Genomic DNA, 15,877 nt, shown 5'->3' on the forward strand with positions numbered 1-15,877 from the left:
AGCGCTACAGCACGGACCGAAATTCAGCCCTGCGGAACCCGCCGCCCGGTCCGGCGTCGGGTATGCAGGACGCATGACGGACACGCATGACCAGATCGCCGGGCTGCTGCTCGCCGCCGGCGGTGGCAGACGGCTCGGCGGGCGGCCCAAGGCCCTGCTGACGCACCGGGGGCGGCCGCTCGTGGAGTACGCGGTCGGGGTGCTGCGCGCGGGCGGCTGCGGGCCGGTCCACGTGGTTCTGGGGGCGCGGGCGGACGAGGTGCGGGAACGGGCCGGGCTGGACGGCTGCGTGGTCGTGGAGAACCCGGACTGGGCCGAGGGGATGGGGTCCTCGCTCCGGGTGGGGCTGGAGTCGCTGGCGGGGGCCGGGGTGCCGGCCGTGGTCGTCTCGCTGGTGGACCAGCCGGGGATCGGGGGCGCGGCCGTGGCGCGGGTGCTCGGCGGCTACCGGGACCGGAACTCGCTGGTGTCGGCCGCGTACGACGGCGTGCGCGGGCATCCCGTGCTGTTCGGCTCGGCCCACTGGGCGGGGATCGCCGCGAGCGCGACCGGCGACCGGGGCGCCCGCGCCTATCTCAAGGCCCACGAGGAGGCGATCACGCTCGTCGAGTGCGGGGACGTCGCCGAGCCGTACGACATCGACACCGAGGCCGACCTGGGCCACCTTGAGTGAGCGGGGTGGCACCGGGCGCCACCTTCGCTCGACCCGGAGAATCTCGACATCAACAAACCATTGAACTTCCACAATGAGGAAACTAGTATCCACTGTTCAGAAGCACCCGGCCCCTGATCGGGTGCGCTTCGCTCTACCCGGAACGACTGGCACCCGGTGCCACCGCTGAAGGAAGTGACAGCTCATGTCCGCACCAGCGCCGTCTCCGCTGGCCATCGTCGACGCCGAGCCCCTGCCCCGGCAGGAGGAGGTCCTCACCGACGCGGCGCTCGCCTTCGTGGCCGAGCTGCACCGGCGGTTCTCGCCGCGCCGTGCCGAACTCCTCGCCCGCCGTGCCGGGCGCCGCGCCGAGATCGCCCGCACCTCCACGCTCGACTTCCTCCCGGAGACCGCCGCGATCCGCGCGGACGACTCCTGGAAGGTGGCCCCCTCCCCCGCGGCCCTGAACGACCGCCGGGTCGAGATCACCGGCCCCACCGACCGCAAGATGACGATCAACGCCCTCAACTCGGGCGCCCGGATCTGGCTCGCGGACTTCGAGGACGCCTCCGCGCCGACCTGGGAGAACGTCGTCCTGGGCCAGCTGAACCTGATCGACGCCTACCGCCGGAGCATCGACTTCACCGACCCGGCGAGCGGGAAGTCGTACGCGCTGCGCCCGGACGAGGAGCTGGCGACGGTCGTGATGCGGCCGCGCGGCTGGCATCTGAACGAGCGGCACGTCGAGGTCGACGGCGAGCAGGTGCCGGGCGCCTTCGTGGACTTCGGGCTCTACTTCTTCCACAACGCGCAACGGCTGCTCGACCTCGGCAAGGGGCCGTACTTCTACCTCCCGAAGACCGAGTCGCACCTCGAAGCCCGGCTCTGGAACGACGTGTTCGTCTTCGCGCAGGACCACGTCGGCATCCCGCAGGGCACCGTCCGCGCCACCGTGCTGATCGAGACGATCACGGCCGCGTACGAGATGGAGGAGATCCTCTACGAACTGCGGGACCACGCCTCGGGGTTGAACGCCGGGCGCTGGGACTACCTGTTCTCCATCGTCAAGAACTTCCGGGACGGCGGGCCCCGGTTCGTGCTGCCGGACCGCAACGCCGTGACGATGACCGCCCCGTTCATGCGGGCGTACACCGAACTCCTCGTCCGCACCTGCCACAAGCGCGGCGCGCACGCGATCGGCGGCATGGCGGCCTTCATCCCGTCCCGCCGGGACGCCGAGGTCAACAAGGTGGCCTTCGAGAAGGTCCGCGCCGACAAGGACCGTGAGGCGAACGACGGGTTCGACGGCTCCTGGGTCGCCCACCCCGACCTGGTCCCGATCGCCATGGAGTCCTTCGACCGGGTCCTCGGCGAGAAGCCGAACCAGAAGGACCGGCTGCGCGAGGACGTGCACGTCGAGGCCGCCGAGCTGATCGCGGTCGACTCGCTGGAGGCGAAGCCGACCTACCCCGGGCTGGTCAACGCCGTCCAGGTGGGCATCCGTTACATCGAGGCGTGGCTGCGCGGGCTCGGCGCGGTGGCCATCTTCAACCTCATGGAGGACGCGGCCACCGCCGAGATCTCCCGCTCGCAGATCTGGCAGTGGATCAACGCGGGGGTGCAGTTCGAGAACGGCGAGAAGGCCACGCCCGAGCTGGCCCGCAAGGTCGCCGCCGAGGAACTCGCCGCCATCCGCGCGGAGATCGGCGAGGAGGCCTTCGCGGCCGGCCACTGGCAGCAGGCCCACGACCTGCTGCTCCAGGTCTCGCTCGACGAGGACTACGCGGACTTCCTGACGCTGCCCGCTTACCAGCAGCTGCGGGGCTGAGCCCCGCCGAGTCCTCAGGGAGCAGGCTTGTCCGAGTGGCCCAGGGACCTTCCCGGGGCCACTCGGTCGCGTACGGCCTGCTTCACGGCCGTCGGCTCGGGGAAGCCCTGGTCGCGCCGGTCCCACACCACCTCGTCACCGACCCGGACGACGAAGACGCCGCCCTTGCCCGGCTTCAGCGCCAGCTCCGTCAGCTCGGTCTCGAAGGTGGTCAGCAGTTCCTGCGCCAGCCAGGCCGCCCGCGGCAGCCAGCGGCACTGGGTGCAGTACTCGATCTCCACGCGCCCGCTGTCGCTCATCCGAGGTGCACCGACCAATCCTGTCGGGCCGCGGGCTTGCCGTGCAGGTCGGGGACCTGCTTCAGCCAGCCCGGGCGTCCTTGTCGGGTCCTGGCCGCACGGGCGGCCTCCTCGGCCGCGAGCTGGTCGCGGCCCGGGAAATCGGTGGGGAGCCACTCGGCGGAGGACCGCACCCGGGCCAGCAGATAACCGACGTAGGCCTCGCGCATCTCGTCGGGGGTCGGGAAGTCGGTGAGCCAGGCGTCCGGGACCTCGGCGAGGATGTCCCGGAGCAGCTTCTCGGTGACCCTGGGGGCGAGTTCGGCGTCGGCCGCCCGGGTGTCGGGGCCGTACCGGCCGAGGGCGTGATGGCGGAAGTCGTACGCCTTCCCGGGTGCCGAGGTGTCCCAGCGGTGGTGGAAGACGAGGGCGGCGCCGTGGTCGATGAGCCACAGGTGCGGGGGCGCGACGCCGAGGGTCGGCCAGACCATGAGGTTGGAGCTGTGGACCGTACGGTCGACGTTGACGGTGAGCGCGTCCAGCCAGACGATCCGGCCGGCCTCCAGCGGGTGCACCGGGAACATCTCGGCGATGTCCGGGGTGAGGTCCCGCGCGCCGGGCAGGAAGTCCATGCCGAGGTTCACCCCGCCGCTGGCCACGTGCAGGTCCCGCACCTCCTGGTGGGGTTCGTGCCCGGCGATCGCCGGGTCGAAGTGCACCAGGACCAGCTCGGGGAAGCGCAGGCCCAGCGCCCGCGCCAGCTCCCCCACGATCACCTCGGCGACCAGCGCCTTGCGGCCCTGCGCGGACCCGGTGAACTTGACGACGTAGGTGCCCAGGTCGTCGGCCTCGACGATGCCGGGGACGGAGCCGCCGGACCGTAGAGGCTCGATGTAGCGAGTGGCGGTGACCTCTCTCAGCATCCTCGTCCGCTTCCGGTCTCCTGGGTGAAGGAACCATGGTAACCAGGCGTGACCGTGGGCAACAGCGGAGCAGCTCCGCTGTTGCCCGCTCAGCGGCGTGGATCGCCCTGCGCGCCGCTAGCCCTCCAGCGGCCGCCCGTCGACGAGCCCGGCCCGGGCCGCGGCGACCCCCGCCTGGAACCGGCTGGAGGCGCCCAGCTTGTCCATGATGTTGGAGATATGGCGGCGGAAGGTCCGGGAACCCACGCCGATACGACGGGCGACGACGTCGTCCTTGAGTCCCTGTGCCATCAGGTTGAGGATGCCGGCGTTGAGATCGTTCAGCGTCTCCCCGTACGACACGGCGGCGGATTCGAAGTCCGTGCCGGACTGCCAGGCGAACTCGTACAGGCGGTGCAGCAAGGAAATGATCATCGGCTCGTAGACGGCGATGATGCTGGGCACGTCCTCGCCCTGTCCCTGGTGCGAGACGAACGCCGCGTCGTCGCCGACGAGGACCAGGTCGTCGAAGACGTGGTTGGTCGTGCGGACCCGGACGCCCGTGTCCGCCATCTGACGCAGCCGGGTCCTGCTGGTCGACCTGGCCCGGGCCGAGTGCGGGCAGAGCAGCCGGAACGGCAGCCCGTTGGACGCCTTGGCCAGCTCGCAGGGCGGAAAGCTCTGGCGCGGCCCGCCGTCGAACAGCTGCATGGCCAGGACCTCCGTGGTGCAGTGGTGGAGGGAGTCGGCCAGGTGCATCCAGGCCTGCTGCGGGTCGAGCAGGGAGACAACCTTGTCATCGGGCTGCCGGGACCGGCGCAGCGTGCTGAAGATGCCGGAGAGGGTGTGGAGTCGCTGGTGGATGCCCGCCAGCTCCCTGCGCTTGTCGTTGACCGCCTGCTGTAGGGGAATGACCAGTTCGTTCTGCGCGGCTTCGGGGCACATTGCCCTGAGGCTGCCGAAGGTCTCGGAGAACCGGAGCAGCCGCAGCTCGCAGAGCAGGTCGACGGCCTGCCTGACGTCGGCCACCGGGATCCGCAGCGCTGTCGCCACCTGGGAGAGGGTGGCGGACTCGTGGGCCAGGGTGAATTCGTAGACGCGGACGACCAGTTCGTCGTCCATCTCGGTATCGGCGTACTGGGGCCCGGCCTGGGCGGCCAGGTCCACCGTTGCGGCGACGGCGGAGTCCTGCGTCATATCCGACACCGCCCGGGAACGTCGTCGGTCTGACTTCCCTTCCTGATGAGCCTTGGCAGCAGTGCACACAGTGCGGCCGACGTGCGGTTGCGACGGTCCGGATTCGCCATGACATTACTCATCGGACGTGTGACGCCTTTCTGGAGATACTCAGGGAGCGGGCGGCCGATGTGCGGCTTCGGCCGTCGGTGAGGGGTCGCAGCACCTGGAGTCCTCTGACCGTGAACGTGTTTCCCGGGCCGGGCATCCTCCAACGACCATTTTCGAACGTCAGTACGATAGGGGGGCCGTGCTGCCCCCTGGGCGGCGGCCGGTGGGCGGCGGTTCGGTGAAGAGGTCCGCCGCCCTGGCCGCCGAGGCGGAGCCGGGAGTGTCAGGACGGCTCGACCGAGGTCAGTCGGCCGTCTGCGCCTGTGGTCGCGGCTCCGGGGCCGGGGCCGCGGTGGGCTTCGCCTTCACCAGCCACAGGCCGGTACAGACCGCGGTGAGCAGGGACGCGACCCCGGCGGTGACGAAGGCGCTGTTCAGGCCGGCCTCGAAGGACGCGCCACCGGACTCGCGGGAGGTGACGATGGCGCCGAGCACCGCCACGCCGAGCACCGCGCCGATCTGCCGGGCGGTGCTGCTGATGCCCGAGGCGAGTCCGCCCTCCTGCGGGCTGACCGACTGGATGGCGGCGCCGGTCAGCGGTGACATGGACAGGGCGAACCCGGCACCGGTGATCGCCAGCCGCCACCACACGTTCCAGTAACTGGTCTCCGCGTGCACGAAGCCCAGGGTCAGCAGCCCCACCCCGGCCAGCGCCATGCCGGAGGTGACGACGATCCGGAAGCCGTACCGCGCGGCCAGCCGGCCCGCGTACGGACTGACGAGCGCCATGCCGAGCGAGATGGGCAGGGTCTCCAGACCGGAGTCCAGGATCGAGGCGCCCTGCACGGTGACGAAGAACTGCGAGAAGAAGAAGACCGAGCCCATGAGCGCGAACCCGACCATGACCATGGCCCCGTTGGACACCGTGAACAGGGGGTTCCGGAACAGCCTGAGCGGCATCATCGGCGTGGGGGTGCGTCCCTCCACGACGATGAACGCGGCGATGACCACCACCGCGGCGGCGAAGGAGGCCAGGATGGGCCCCGAGGTCCAGCCCTTGGCGCCCCCCTCGATCAGCCCGTAGGTCAGCGCCCCGACTCCCAGGATGGACAGCACCGTTCCCGGGACGTCGATGGCGGGTGCGTGGGGGTTGCGGGACTCGCTCAGGGTGGGCAGCGCGGCCAGCAGCAGGACCACACCGATGGGCGCGTTGACGAGGAAGATGGCGCGCCAGTCGAACGCGTTCACCAGGAGGCCGCCGGCCAGTGGTCCCGCCGCCAGGCCGATACCGCTGATACCGGCCCACAGGCCGATCGCCTTGACCCGTTCCTGCGGTACGGGATACGCGGCGGCCAGCAGGGCCAGCGAGCCGGGACTCAGCGCCGCGGCGCCGATGCCCTGGAGCACCCGCCCGGTGATCAGCCAGCCGAGCGACGGCGCGAAGGCACACAGCACGGACGCGAGGGTGAACACCACCACACCGGAGAGATAGACGCGTTTGCGACCGAAACGGTCGGCGAAGACGCCGCCGGAGAGCAACAGCATGGCGACCAGCAGGACATAGGCGTCGACGATCCATTGCAGACCGGACAGACTGGTGTGCAATCGGTCCTGCATATCGGGGAGCGCCACACCCACGATGGTGCTGTCGAGGAGCACCATGAACTGCCCTGCGCAGGCCATGGCGAGAACGACCGACCGACTTGAACGAACTTCTGCGGACACGGGGGAACCTCTTTTATCCCTACCGATCTCGATGAATCCCGCCGGGGGAGGCGGGATCTGACATGGCAGCCGCTATCGGCCCGACATCGCCATCTCCCGCCGTGGACCGAAGTCCCCGTGCGGCACCAGCAATGCGCCGACCAGCTGCGCTAGAGAGGAAGCCTGTTCCGGGTTGAGCCGGGGGTCGCACGCGCTGCGGTAGTTCACGGCGAGATATCCGTCGTCCACCCGCGTGGCGACACATTCGGTGACGTCGTCGCCGCTCACCTCCAGGTGGATGCCGCCCGGAGTCATTCCCGTGTCGTTGCAGGCGCCGAAGAACGCGCGCACCTCGTCCTCGACCGCGGTGAGCACACGGGTCTTCACGCCGGCCGGGCTGACGACGGTGTTGCCGTGCATCGGGTCGCACACGACCCGGTCGACCCAGCCCTCGGCCAGGATGCGGCTCAGCATGGCGTAGACGAGGTCGTAGGCCCGGTGGTGGCCCATCCGGAAGATGAAGGCCAGCCGGCCCGGGACGTTGTCCGGGTTGAGCACGGCGTGCAGGCCCGTCAGAACGGTCGGGGTGGCGCTCGGGCCGATCTTCACGGCGACGGGGTTGGCGATCTCGGCGGCGAAGTCGATGTGGGGCCCGGTCAGCGACCGGGTGCGCTCGCCGATCCAGAGCAGATGCGCCGAGTGGTCGTAGAGCCTGCTCTCGTCCGTGGCACGGCGGGTCTGTGGCCGCTCGTAGTCGAGGAGCAGCGCCTCGTGGGAGCTGAACACGCCCGATCCCGCCAGGCGGGCGAGGGTCCTGGCGGACTCCTCGTGGGCGCGGACCAGGTTCCGGGGGTCGGGGGTGCGCGCGGCCGCCGTGAAGTCCGCGCCGTTCACGGCATCGCCGAAATAGGACGGCAGGGCGAGCCCGGCGCGGCGTTCCGTCGGCGTCGAACGCGGCTTCGCGTACTGGCCGGCGATCCGGCCGACGGTCACGACCGGGCGGCCGGACCTCGCCTCGATCGCGTCGGACATGGCCCGCAGCAGCGAGACCCTGTTCGCCACCGAGGTCCGCGTGTTGTCCGCGAAGGTCTCGGCGCAGTCGCCGGCCTGCAGCAGAAAGGCCGGCTCCGCCAGCCGGGCCTGTAATCGGCGGATGTCGGAGGCCTGCACCAGGGGTGCCGCCCGGGCCAGTGCGCCGCGGGCCCGGCGCACCTCGGACGCCTCTGGCCAGTCCGGTTCATGATCGCGCTGGTCCGTGGCTGTTAACTCGGCAAATTCCATGAGCAAAACCCCCGTAAAGTCCTGCAAGGCAGGCGCAGGCGCAGTGCTACCGCTAGGTCAGGCCACTGAGCGCGACGGGCTCCGCGGCGCTTTCGGCAGCACCCAGACGCAGGATCAGATCGAGCAACTCCGGGAAGCGGTCTCCCAGATCGTCGGTACGCAGCCAGATCCGCCGATATCGGCCGTCGACGGCCATCCTGACGACCCCGGCCTCACGCAGGGTCCGCCAGTGATTGGTCAGCGTCGACTTCGGCACGTTCAGATCCTCGACCGCGCAGGTCAGCCCGGGGTTGACGGCGGCTCGCCGCACCAGCTCCAGACGGACCGGGTCACCGAGCGCGTCAAGCACCGATGCCAGGGTCAGCGTCTCGGGTGCAGGCTCGGGTAGCAGTCGCATATCGGTGACAGTAGCACACAGTTCGATAGTTCGGGACGACCGAACTATCAACCCGTTGCACTGTTCACCCATAGGTCACATACGACGGCCCGCGCCCGGGCTCACCGCCCGGCCGGCTCCTGACGCCGGCCGGACGCCAGCGCGTCCAGCCGCGCCTGCCAGATCGGCGCGCGGGGTGCCGGCCCGGCCGCGAACGCCGAACCGGTCCACTCCCGTACCGGCCGGATCCCGTGCAGCGCGTTGACCGCCCAGGTCTCCAGCCCGGCCAGGTCGGCCGGGCGGGGACAGGCGTAGGCGACGCGGGTCCCCAGGGAGGCGGCGATCCGCAGGAGGGTCTTCCGGGTGACGCTCGGCAGCAGATCAAGACGGGTCGTGTCGGGGGCGTACAGGGTGTCGCCGTCCCACCAGAGCAGACCGGTCGTGGTCCCTTCGGTCAGCCGGCCGTCCTCGGTGCACAGCACCGCCTCGTCGGCGCCCCGCTCCCGGGCGGCCGACCGCACCTGGGTCAGCCACTCCAGGTCGGGCCCCTTCACGGTCGGATGCAGCCGTGTGTCGGGGCCGTCGTACACCCAGACCCGAACGGTCGCGCCGCGCTCCGGCGCCGGCCGGAGCCACAGTCCGAATCCCGGCCGGCCGTCCTGGACGGTGAGTTCCAGCCGGGGGAACCAGCGGCCGGTGGCCGGGATCCGGCGCAGCGCCGCCCGCAGGAAGGCGGAGGTGCGTTCCGGCGGTACGGAGAACAGCGTGGCGCAGGCGGTGCGGAACCGGTCGGTGTGCGCGTCGGGCGCCACCGTCCTGCCGTCGGTCACCAGCCAGGAGTCGATGACGTCCACGCGTCCGCCCGTCGGTACGGCGGCGAAGGTGCCGTCCGCCTCGGACCAGCGCAGGCGTGGGGCGGCGGGGCCGTCGGCGGTCACAGCGGACGCCGGCCGGTGTACGAGGGCAGCGGTGGCAGGGCCCGCAGGGAGGCACCGGCCTTGAGGAGCATCTCGTCGAGTTCGGCTTCCGGGTCGGAGTCGAGGACGATGGCACCGCCCGCACCGACGCTCAGCTCGTCGCGGTACCGGACGGCGGTACGGATCACGATGCTGAGATCGGCGGTGCCGGTCAGCCCGAGGTACCCGAGCGCGCCCGAGTAGATCCCCCGCGCCTCCGTCTCCAGTCCGTCGATGATCTCCATGGTGCGCAGCTTGGGCGCCCCGGTCATCGAACCGCCGGGGAAGCAGTGCCGCACGCACTCCACGGCGCTGATCTCCGGGCGCAGCAATCCCCGTACGGTGGACACCAGTTGATGCACCGTGGCGTAGGACTCCACCGCCATGAAGCGCGGCACGCGGACACTGCCGATCTCGCAGACGCGGCCCAGATCGTTGCGGAGCAGGTCGACGATCATGAGGTTCTCCGCCCGGGTCTTGGCGCTGCTCGCGAGTTCCGCGGCCAGCTCCGCGTCCTCGGCCGGGCCGGACCCGCGGGGCGCCGTGCCCTTGATGGGCTTCGTCTCCACGACCCGCTCGGCGTCGATCCTGAGGAAGCGCTCGGGGGACGAGCTGAAGACCGTGACCTCGCCGACCCGCAGCAGGGCCGCGTAGGGCGCCGGGTTGGAGGCGCGCAGTCTGCGGTAGTACGCCAGATCGTCGTCGTCGAAGGGGATCCTGACCTTGTTCGTCAGGCATATCTCGTAGCTCTCGCCGGCGACCAGCTGGCGCCGGCACTCCTCGATGTCCTTGAGGTAGCCCTCGGCGTCCCGGGACAGCGCGGGGAGCGGATCGACGGTGTCGTCGGCCGCCCGGGCCGCGGCCCCGGCCGCGGTCCCCCCGGTACCGGGCCGGCCGAGCAGCGAGACCAGGGTGGCGGCGGTGCCGTCGATCCACTCCTGCGCGGACGTCTTGGTCGGCGGGTCGCCGCGGTGCAGCGCGATCACATGGGTGAGCTCGCGCTCGTGGTCTACGGCTATCAGGCGGTCGGCGAACATCCAGGCCGCGTCGGGGGTTTCGGCCCGGTGCCGGTTGTGAGAGCCGAGGTCGCCCTTCAACTCGTAGCCGAAGTAGCCGACATAGCCGCCGCTGAAGTCGAACGGCAGCCCGGGGTCGGCCAGTCGGCGCTCGGCGAGGCGGCGCTCCAGGACGTCGAAGACGGTGCCGTGCTCGGTGTGCTCGCCCGCCGCGTCCCGCACCAGCACGGCCCGGTCGGCGAGCCGGTAGGTCAGTACCTCGCTGAGCGGACCCGAGGCGTCGCCCAGGAAGGAGAACCGGGACAGGCCGGGCTCGACCCTGCTGCTGTCCAGCCAGAAGGCGTACTCCGACCGCGCGAACAGCTCGGTGTAGGCGGCCTCGGTGTCCACGACGCCCGGGACCGTCAGTTCGAGGAGGTCGTAGGACTGGCCGGAATCCCCGCGGGCGGCGGTCCCGGTGTGGGCGAGGGTGATGTCCCGGAAGTTGGCCAGGAGTTCGCGGCCGTACTCGGAGGCGATGGACTCGGGGTGGAACTGGACTCCCCACTGGGGGCGGGTGCGGTGCCGGATCGCCATGACGACGCCGTCCTCCGCCCACGCCGTGGCCTCGATCTCCGCGGGCAGCGGCTCCTCGGCGCACAGCGAGTGGTAGCGCACGGCGGTGAAGTCCTGCGGGATGCCGCTGAACAGGTCCTCGCCCCGGTGCCGGACCTTGGTGAGATGACCGTGCCGCGGCCGGGGCGCGCGGTCGACCGTAGCCCCGGCGCCGTGGGCGATCGCCTGATGGCCGAGACAGACTCCGAGCACCGGCAGTTCCGCCCTGGCCAGGATCTCCCCGACATGTCCGAGGTCGCGTGCCGCCTGCGGGGTTCCGGGGCCGGGCGAAATCACCACGTTGTCGAATTCCGTCAGGTCGAGCGTGGTGAGCACGGGATCGTCGTTCTTGAGGACGACCGGTTCCCGTCCGTTCACCTCGGCGATCAGCTGGAAGAGATTGAACGTGTAGGAGTCGTAATTGTCGATGATCAGGCTGCGCATCGGAATACTTCCAGACGGGTCGTCGGAATGCGGCGTCGGCATGGTCACCTACGGGGCGGGAACGGCGGATCGCGTGTCCCAGGCGGCGCGGTGGTGTTCGCGGGGGTCCGTCTCGACACGGCAGGAGGTGTCGAAAACCATGACCCGGCGGTTTTCCTCGTCGTAGCTCGGCCAGCCGGGATCGCCGGTCGTGGCGAACCGGATCCAGCCGTCGCGCAGGGCGCGGCCGAGTTCGACGGGGGCGTCGGGACCGACCTGCGGGGCGAAGGCGGGATCGTCCAGCTGGTCGAAGAGGAACGGCACTTCGAGGAAGTGGGCCGCACCGTAACATCCGTCGAAGGCGGGGGATTCCCGCCAGGCGAATTCATAGGCGTAGGTGTTACCGCCGGACTTGGCGTGCAGCTGGGTGAGTTCGATGGTGGGGCCGCGCCAGATCCAGTTGGTCACCGTCTGGGAGAGCTGTTCGCCGAGCGGAAGATGCCCGTAGAGGGACGCGGCGGCGCTGCGGCAGGCCTCGGGCACGTCGTACGCCTGCTGTGCGTCGAGGAGGTCCTGTTCGGTGCCGGAGGTGAATTGCCCGTTGCGCATCAGGAAGTAGCGGGCCTCGTCGCGGTTGGTGCCGATCAGCAGGTCGACGGAGGGCGGAATGCGCTCGCCCAGCGCGGAATCGGTGAACAGGCTGTCGTCCACGACCGGCATGTAGGGGCTGAACCAGTAGGTGTACGGGTGCCAGCGGGCGGCGTCGCGGAAGCGGACGTCCAGGGCACGCTGGCGGCGGCCCAGCAGTTCCTTGAGCGGGATGTCGCGCGGGTCGGCGTCGATGTTCAGGTCGGCGAGGACCCGCGCGGCCACCGCGCGTCCCTCCTCCGCCTCGACGACCAGCGAGGGGCACGGGCTCTGCAGGATCGCCCGGTGAATGAGCCCCTCGGCGGCGACGGTCCTGGCGATCGCCGCGATGATGGCGCTGCCGGAGGAGTTGCCGAAGACGGTGACGGCGTCCGGGTCGCCGCCGAAGGCGGCGATGTTCTCGCGCACCCAGCGCAGTGCGGCGACGACGTCCTGCATTCCCGCGTTCGGGATGCCGCCCGGCACGGAGAGGAATCCGTCGACTCCGAGACGGTAGTTCATCGCGACCACGACGACGCCCTCGCGCGCGAAGACCGACCCGTCGGCGCGGGGGGTGGCGGCGCTGCCGGAAATGTATCCGCCGGCGTGGATCCAGACCATGACGGGCAGCCGGACCGCCCCCGGATCGGGGGTGTAGACATTGACGCTCAGGCAGTCCGTCCCCCAGGGATAGAGGGGCGTGGCGTCCACGAGTGAATAGGTATGGGGTTGCGGGGCGCAGGGGCCGAACTCGAATGCCTCCAGCACCCCGTCCCACGGCTGCGGAGGCTGCGGCAGTTTGAAACGGTTGTCGCCGTAGGGCTCCGCCGCGTACGGGATTCCCTTGAACGACACGACACCGTCGTGGACCTTGCCCGCGACAACACCCGAGGCCGTGTTCACCAGGGCCGGCTTCGTCGCATTCTCGTGTGCGGTCAAAATGCTGATCCTTTCCGGATACGCACGCCCGGCACCGGGTCGGTGCCGCCCGGATCCCGAAGAGGCGGCGGTCCCTCGCAATTGCGGGAAGTGGTCGGCCGTAATGCCCGTCGCGGTGGCGGGTCACCCGCTGCCGTACCGATCGGCGCCGATCACCCTAACCACGGATCCGGGCCGGACGGCGGCGCCGGAAGAAGTGGAGGGTGGCCACATGTGGCCACCCTCTTCCGGTTGTTGCGGGTACCGACGGCCGAAATCTAGCGTCTCCCGCGTCTGAAGTTGGACGTCAACCCGAGACGAGGAATCGGTAATGGGGGAACGTACCCAGGTACTGGTGATCGGCGGCGGACCGGCGGGCAGCACGGCCGCCGGACTCCTGGCCCGGCAGGGCATCCAGGTGACCCTGCTGGAGAGTTCGACCTTCCCGCGCTACCACATCGGTGAGTCGATCTTGCCTTCGGTGCTTCCGGTACTCGACCTGCTCGGCGTCCGGGAGAAGATCGACAACCACGGCTTCGTCCGGAAGGACGGCGCGTACTTCGAGTGGGGACCGGAGAACTGGGACCTCAACTTCAACCATCTGACCGGTGCCGGCGGGTACAGCTACCAGGTGGTGCGGTCCGAGTTCGACCACATCCTGCTGGACAACGCCGCGGAGCTCGGCGTGGACGTGCGGCAGGGGGTGCGGGTCACCGAGATCGAGTTCACCGAGGGCCGGCCGGTCAAGGCCCGCTGGGCCGCCACCGGGGACCGGTCGGTCACCGGTGAGATCGGCTTCGACTTCCTGGTGGACGCGTCCGGCCGGTCCGGGGTGATGGCGACCAAGTACCTGAAGAACCGCCACTACCAGGAGGCCTTCAAGAACGTCGCGGTGTGGTCCTACTGGCGCGGGGTCAAGCCGCTGGACAAGGGGCCGGCCGGCGCGATCGCGGTCTGCTCGGTGCCCTACGGCTGGTTCTGGGCGATCCCGCTGCACGACGGCACCCACTCCGTCGGACTGGTCGCCAAGCGGACCACGTTCGCCGAGGAGCGGGAGCGGCTCGGCGGGATCGAGCAGGTCTACTTCGACGCCCTCGCCCAGTGCCCGCGCATCGCCGAGATGGTGGAAGGCGCCGAGCGGCAGTCCGAGTTCAAGGTCGAGCAGGACTACTCGTACATCTCGGAGCGCTTCACCGGACCGGGATACCTGATGATCGGCGACGCGGCCTGCTTCCTGGACCCGCTGCTGTCCACGGGGGTGCACCTGGCCACGTTCAGCGCGCTGCTGGCCGCCGCGTCCATCTCCGCCGTGGTGTCGGGCGACCTGTCCGAGGAGGAGGCCACCTCGTTCTTCGCCAAGGCGTACCGGCAGGCGTACGAACGGCTGCTGGTGGTGGTGTCCTTCTTCTACAAGAGCTACAACCGCCAGTCGCAGTTCTTCGAGGCCGACAAACTCACCCGGCGCGAACGGCACATGCTCAACCTGTACGAGTCGTTCCTGCACATCGTCACCGGTGTCGAGGACCTGGACGACACCCAGGACGGCACCGGGGCGCTGGACAAGGTGGCCGACCGCATCCGCTCCCAGGGCGATCTCGACACCCAGGGCGGCATCCTCGCCGGACACAACGAGGCGATGAACTCGATGCCGGCCTCGCCGGACAAGGCGGTGGGCGGGCTGTACCTCGAACTGCAGCCGAGGCTGCGGATCCGGCGGCTGGCCGAACCGGCCGTCGAGACGGAGTGACCTCCGGACAGAGTGTCACGCTGCTGCTGGTACTGGCCCTGGTGCTGGTGGTGGCCAAGACGCTCGGCTCGCTGCTGGCCCGGGCCGGACAGCCCGCGGTGATCGGGGAGATCCTGGCCGGCATCCTGCTCGGTCCGACCCTGCTGCCCGGATCGGTGCGGCGCGCCCTGTTCCCGGCCGACATCCATCTGGTCCTGAGCGCGCTGGGCAGTCTCGGGGTGGCGCTGTTCCTGTTCCTGATCGGCCAGGAGCTCACCCGGCATCCACCGCGCAGGCGGACCGGTGTCGTCCTGGCCACCACGGCCGGCTCGATCGCGGTGCCCTTCGGGCTCGCGTGCCTGCTGGCCGTGACCGTGGTCGAGCCGTCCGGCGGGCGGTCGCTGGGCTTCACGCTGTTCCTGGGCACCGCGATGTCGGTGACCGCGTTCCCGGTGCTGGCCCGGATCGTCCGCGACCGCGACCTGCTGGGCACCCCGGTGGCCGGCGTCTCGCTGGCCAGCGCCGCGATCGGGGACCTGCTCGCCTGGTCGATGCTGGCCGTGACGGTCATGGTGTCCTCCGGCCACACCCAGTGGCGGCTGCTGCTGATGTTCCCGCTGCTGGCCCTGGTGTTCGGGGCGGTACGGCCGCTGCTGGCCGCGTGGGCCGACCGGCGGGCGCGGCAGGGGCGGACCCGGGAGCCGTACGTGGTGGCGCTGGCCGGACTGCTCGGCTGCGGCGCGGCCACCGAGTGGCTGGGCCTGCACTTCATCTTCGGCGCGTTCCTGTTCGGCCTGGTCATGCCCTCGGGGCCGGGCGGGCTGCGGGAGCCGGCCGGACGGCAGCTCGGGCTGGTGACCGAGTACCTGTTGCTGCCGGTCTACTTCGTGGTCGCCGGCACCCAGGTGGACCTGTCCCGGCTCGGGCTGTCCGGGCTCGCCCAGTTCGGCGCGATCATGCTGGCCGCGGTGGGCGGCAAGTACCTGGGCGCGGCGGCCGGAGCGCGCTGGTCCGGACTGGACTGGAGGCGTTCCGCGGTGCTGGCCACCCTGGTCAACACCAGAGGGCTCACCGAGCTGATCATTCTCACCACCGGGCTGCAACTCGGTCTGCTGGACCAGCGGCTGTACTCGCTGATGGTGCTCATGGCGGTGCTGACCACCGCGATGGCCGGCCCCGTGCTCCGCGTTCTCTACCCGCCACGGCTGGTCGCCGCGGACCGCGCCCGGGCGGCGGCCGAGGAGCCGGTCCCCGACCGGTCGCCGGTCACCGCCGGATCGGCGGCCGGTGGCGCCGCCGCATAAATGAT

General features: G+C 70.4%; 13 protein-coding genes. 4 read left to right on the top strand and 9 right to left on the bottom strand.

What is annotated here, in order from left to right:
• The first annotated feature begins 73 nt into the window (after positions 1-73).
• Positions 74-673, top strand: coding sequence for an NTP transferase domain-containing protein (locus ACGFZS_RS23195; protein ID WP_393796723.1), 600 nt, complete (start codon positions 74-76; stop codon positions 671-673).
• A gap of 184 nt (positions 674-857) precedes the next feature.
• A complete protein-coding gene (gene aceB / locus ACGFZS_RS23200; protein WP_393796724.1) occupies positions 858-2,480 on the top strand; it encodes a malate synthase A in 1,623 nt (540 codons plus the stop codon).
• A 14-nt stretch (positions 2,481-2,494) separates the two neighbouring features.
• On the opposite strand, the gene ACGFZS_RS23205 is transcribed toward aceB, so the two are convergent.
• The 9 genes from ACGFZS_RS23205 to ACGFZS_RS23245 all read right to left on the bottom strand — a co-directional run bounded on the left by ACGFZS_RS23205 (position 2,495) and on the right by ACGFZS_RS23245 (position 12,863).
• A complete protein-coding gene (locus tag ACGFZS_RS23205; RefSeq protein WP_355715070.1) occupies positions 2,495-2,779 on the bottom strand; it encodes a SelT/SelW/SelH family protein in 285 nt (94 codons plus the stop codon).
• Complete coding sequence (locus ACGFZS_RS23210) at positions 2,776-3,681, bottom strand: HipA family kinase (protein WP_393796725.1); 906 nt, start codon at positions 3,679-3,681, stop codon at positions 2,776-2,778. Before ACGFZS_RS23210 ends, ACGFZS_RS23205 begins: the two co-directional genes overlap by 4 nt.
• Positions 3,682-3,798: 117 nt before the next feature.
• Positions 3,799-4,857, bottom strand: coding sequence for a response regulator transcription factor (locus tag ACGFZS_RS23215; RefSeq protein ID WP_393796726.1), 1,059 nt, complete (start codon positions 4,855-4,857; stop codon positions 3,799-3,801).
• Between the two features lie 393 nt (positions 4,858-5,250).
• Entirely contained in the window at positions 5,251-6,630 is a 1,380-nt protein-coding gene (locus ACGFZS_RS23220) for an MFS transporter (protein ID WP_393796727.1), read from the bottom strand.
• 114 nt (positions 6,631-6,744) lie between these two features.
• Positions 6,745-7,932: a 3-deoxy-7-phosphoheptulonate synthase gene (locus tag ACGFZS_RS23225; protein ID WP_393796728.1), complete on the bottom strand. Its 1,188-nt coding sequence runs from the start codon at positions 7,930-7,932 to the stop codon at positions 6,745-6,747.
• 52 nt (positions 7,933-7,984) lie between these two features.
• A complete protein-coding gene (locus ACGFZS_RS23230) occupies positions 7,985-8,329 on the bottom strand; it encodes an ArsR/SmtB family transcription factor (RefSeq protein WP_393796729.1) in 345 nt (114 codons plus the stop codon).
• Between the two features lie 101 nt (positions 8,330-8,430).
• On the bottom strand, positions 8,431-9,246 hold the full coding sequence (locus ACGFZS_RS23235; RefSeq protein ID WP_393796730.1) for an aminotransferase class IV: 816 nt from the start codon (positions 9,244-9,246) through the stop codon (positions 8,431-8,433).
• Complete coding sequence (gene pabB, locus ACGFZS_RS23240) at positions 9,243-11,318, bottom strand: aminodeoxychorismate synthase component I (RefSeq protein ID WP_393796731.1); 2,076 nt, start codon at positions 11,316-11,318, stop codon at positions 9,243-9,245. Before pabB ends, ACGFZS_RS23235 begins: the two co-directional genes overlap by 4 nt.
• 48 nt (positions 11,319-11,366) lie before the next feature.
• Positions 11,367-12,863, bottom strand: a complete 1,497-nt coding sequence (locus ACGFZS_RS23245) for a carboxylesterase/lipase family protein (protein WP_393796732.1) — start codon at positions 12,861-12,863, stop codon at positions 11,367-11,369.
• A 310-nt stretch (positions 12,864-13,173) separates the two neighbouring features.
• On the opposite strand from ACGFZS_RS23245, the gene ACGFZS_RS23250 reads away from it, so the two are divergent.
• On the top strand, positions 13,174-14,589 hold the full coding sequence (locus ACGFZS_RS23250) for an NAD(P)/FAD-dependent oxidoreductase (protein WP_393796733.1): 1,416 nt from the start codon (positions 13,174-13,176) through the stop codon (positions 14,587-14,589).
• Positions 14,586-15,872, top strand: coding sequence for a cation:proton antiporter (locus tag ACGFZS_RS23255; RefSeq protein ID WP_393796734.1), 1,287 nt, complete (start codon positions 14,586-14,588; stop codon positions 15,870-15,872). The genes ACGFZS_RS23250 and ACGFZS_RS23255 overlap by 4 nt, the downstream gene beginning before the upstream one ends.
• The last annotated feature ends 5 nt before the right edge of the window (positions 15,873-15,877 follow it).

This window comes from Streptomyces sp. NPDC048288 (assembly GCF_043201555.1).
Classification (GTDB): Bacteria; Actinomycetota; Actinomycetes; order Streptomycetales; family Streptomycetaceae; genus Streptomyces.

Bases quoted from the DNA above. Each gene is read 5' to 3' on its own strand.
- ACGFZS_RS23230 (WP_393796729.1), bottom strand. From the start codon at position 8,329: ATGCGACTGCTACCCGAGCCTGCACCCGAGACGCTGACCCTGGCATCG.
- ACGFZS_RS23250 (WP_393796733.1), top strand. From the start codon at position 13,174: ATGGGGGAACGTACCCAGGTACTGGTGATCGGCGGCGGACCGGCGGGC.
- ACGFZS_RS23225 (WP_393796728.1), bottom strand. From the start codon at position 7,932: ATGGAATTTGCCGAGTTAACAGCCACGGACCAGCGCGATCATGAACCG.
- ACGFZS_RS23215 (WP_393796726.1), bottom strand. From the start codon at position 4,857: ATGACGCAGGACTCCGCCGTCGCCGCAACGGTGGACCTGGCCGCCCAG.
- ACGFZS_RS23220 (WP_393796727.1), bottom strand. From the start codon at position 6,630: ATGGCCTGCGCAGGGCAGTTCATGGTGCTCCTCGACAGCACCATCGTG.
- ACGFZS_RS23195 (WP_393796723.1), top strand. From the start codon at position 74: ATGACGGACACGCATGACCAGATCGCCGGGCTGCTGCTCGCCGCCGGC.
- ACGFZS_RS23210 (WP_393796725.1), bottom strand. From the start codon at position 3,681: ATGCTGAGAGAGGTCACCGCCACTCGCTACATCGAGCCTCTACGGTCC.
- ACGFZS_RS23205 (WP_355715070.1), bottom strand. From the start codon at position 2,779: ATGAGCGACAGCGGGCGCGTGGAGATCGAGTACTGCACCCAGTGCCGC.
- aceB (WP_393796724.1), top strand. From the start codon at position 858: ATGTCCGCACCAGCGCCGTCTCCGCTGGCCATCGTCGACGCCGAGCCC.
- pabB (WP_393796731.1), bottom strand. From the start codon at position 11,318: ATGCGCAGCCTGATCATCGACAATTACGACTCCTACACGTTCAATCTC.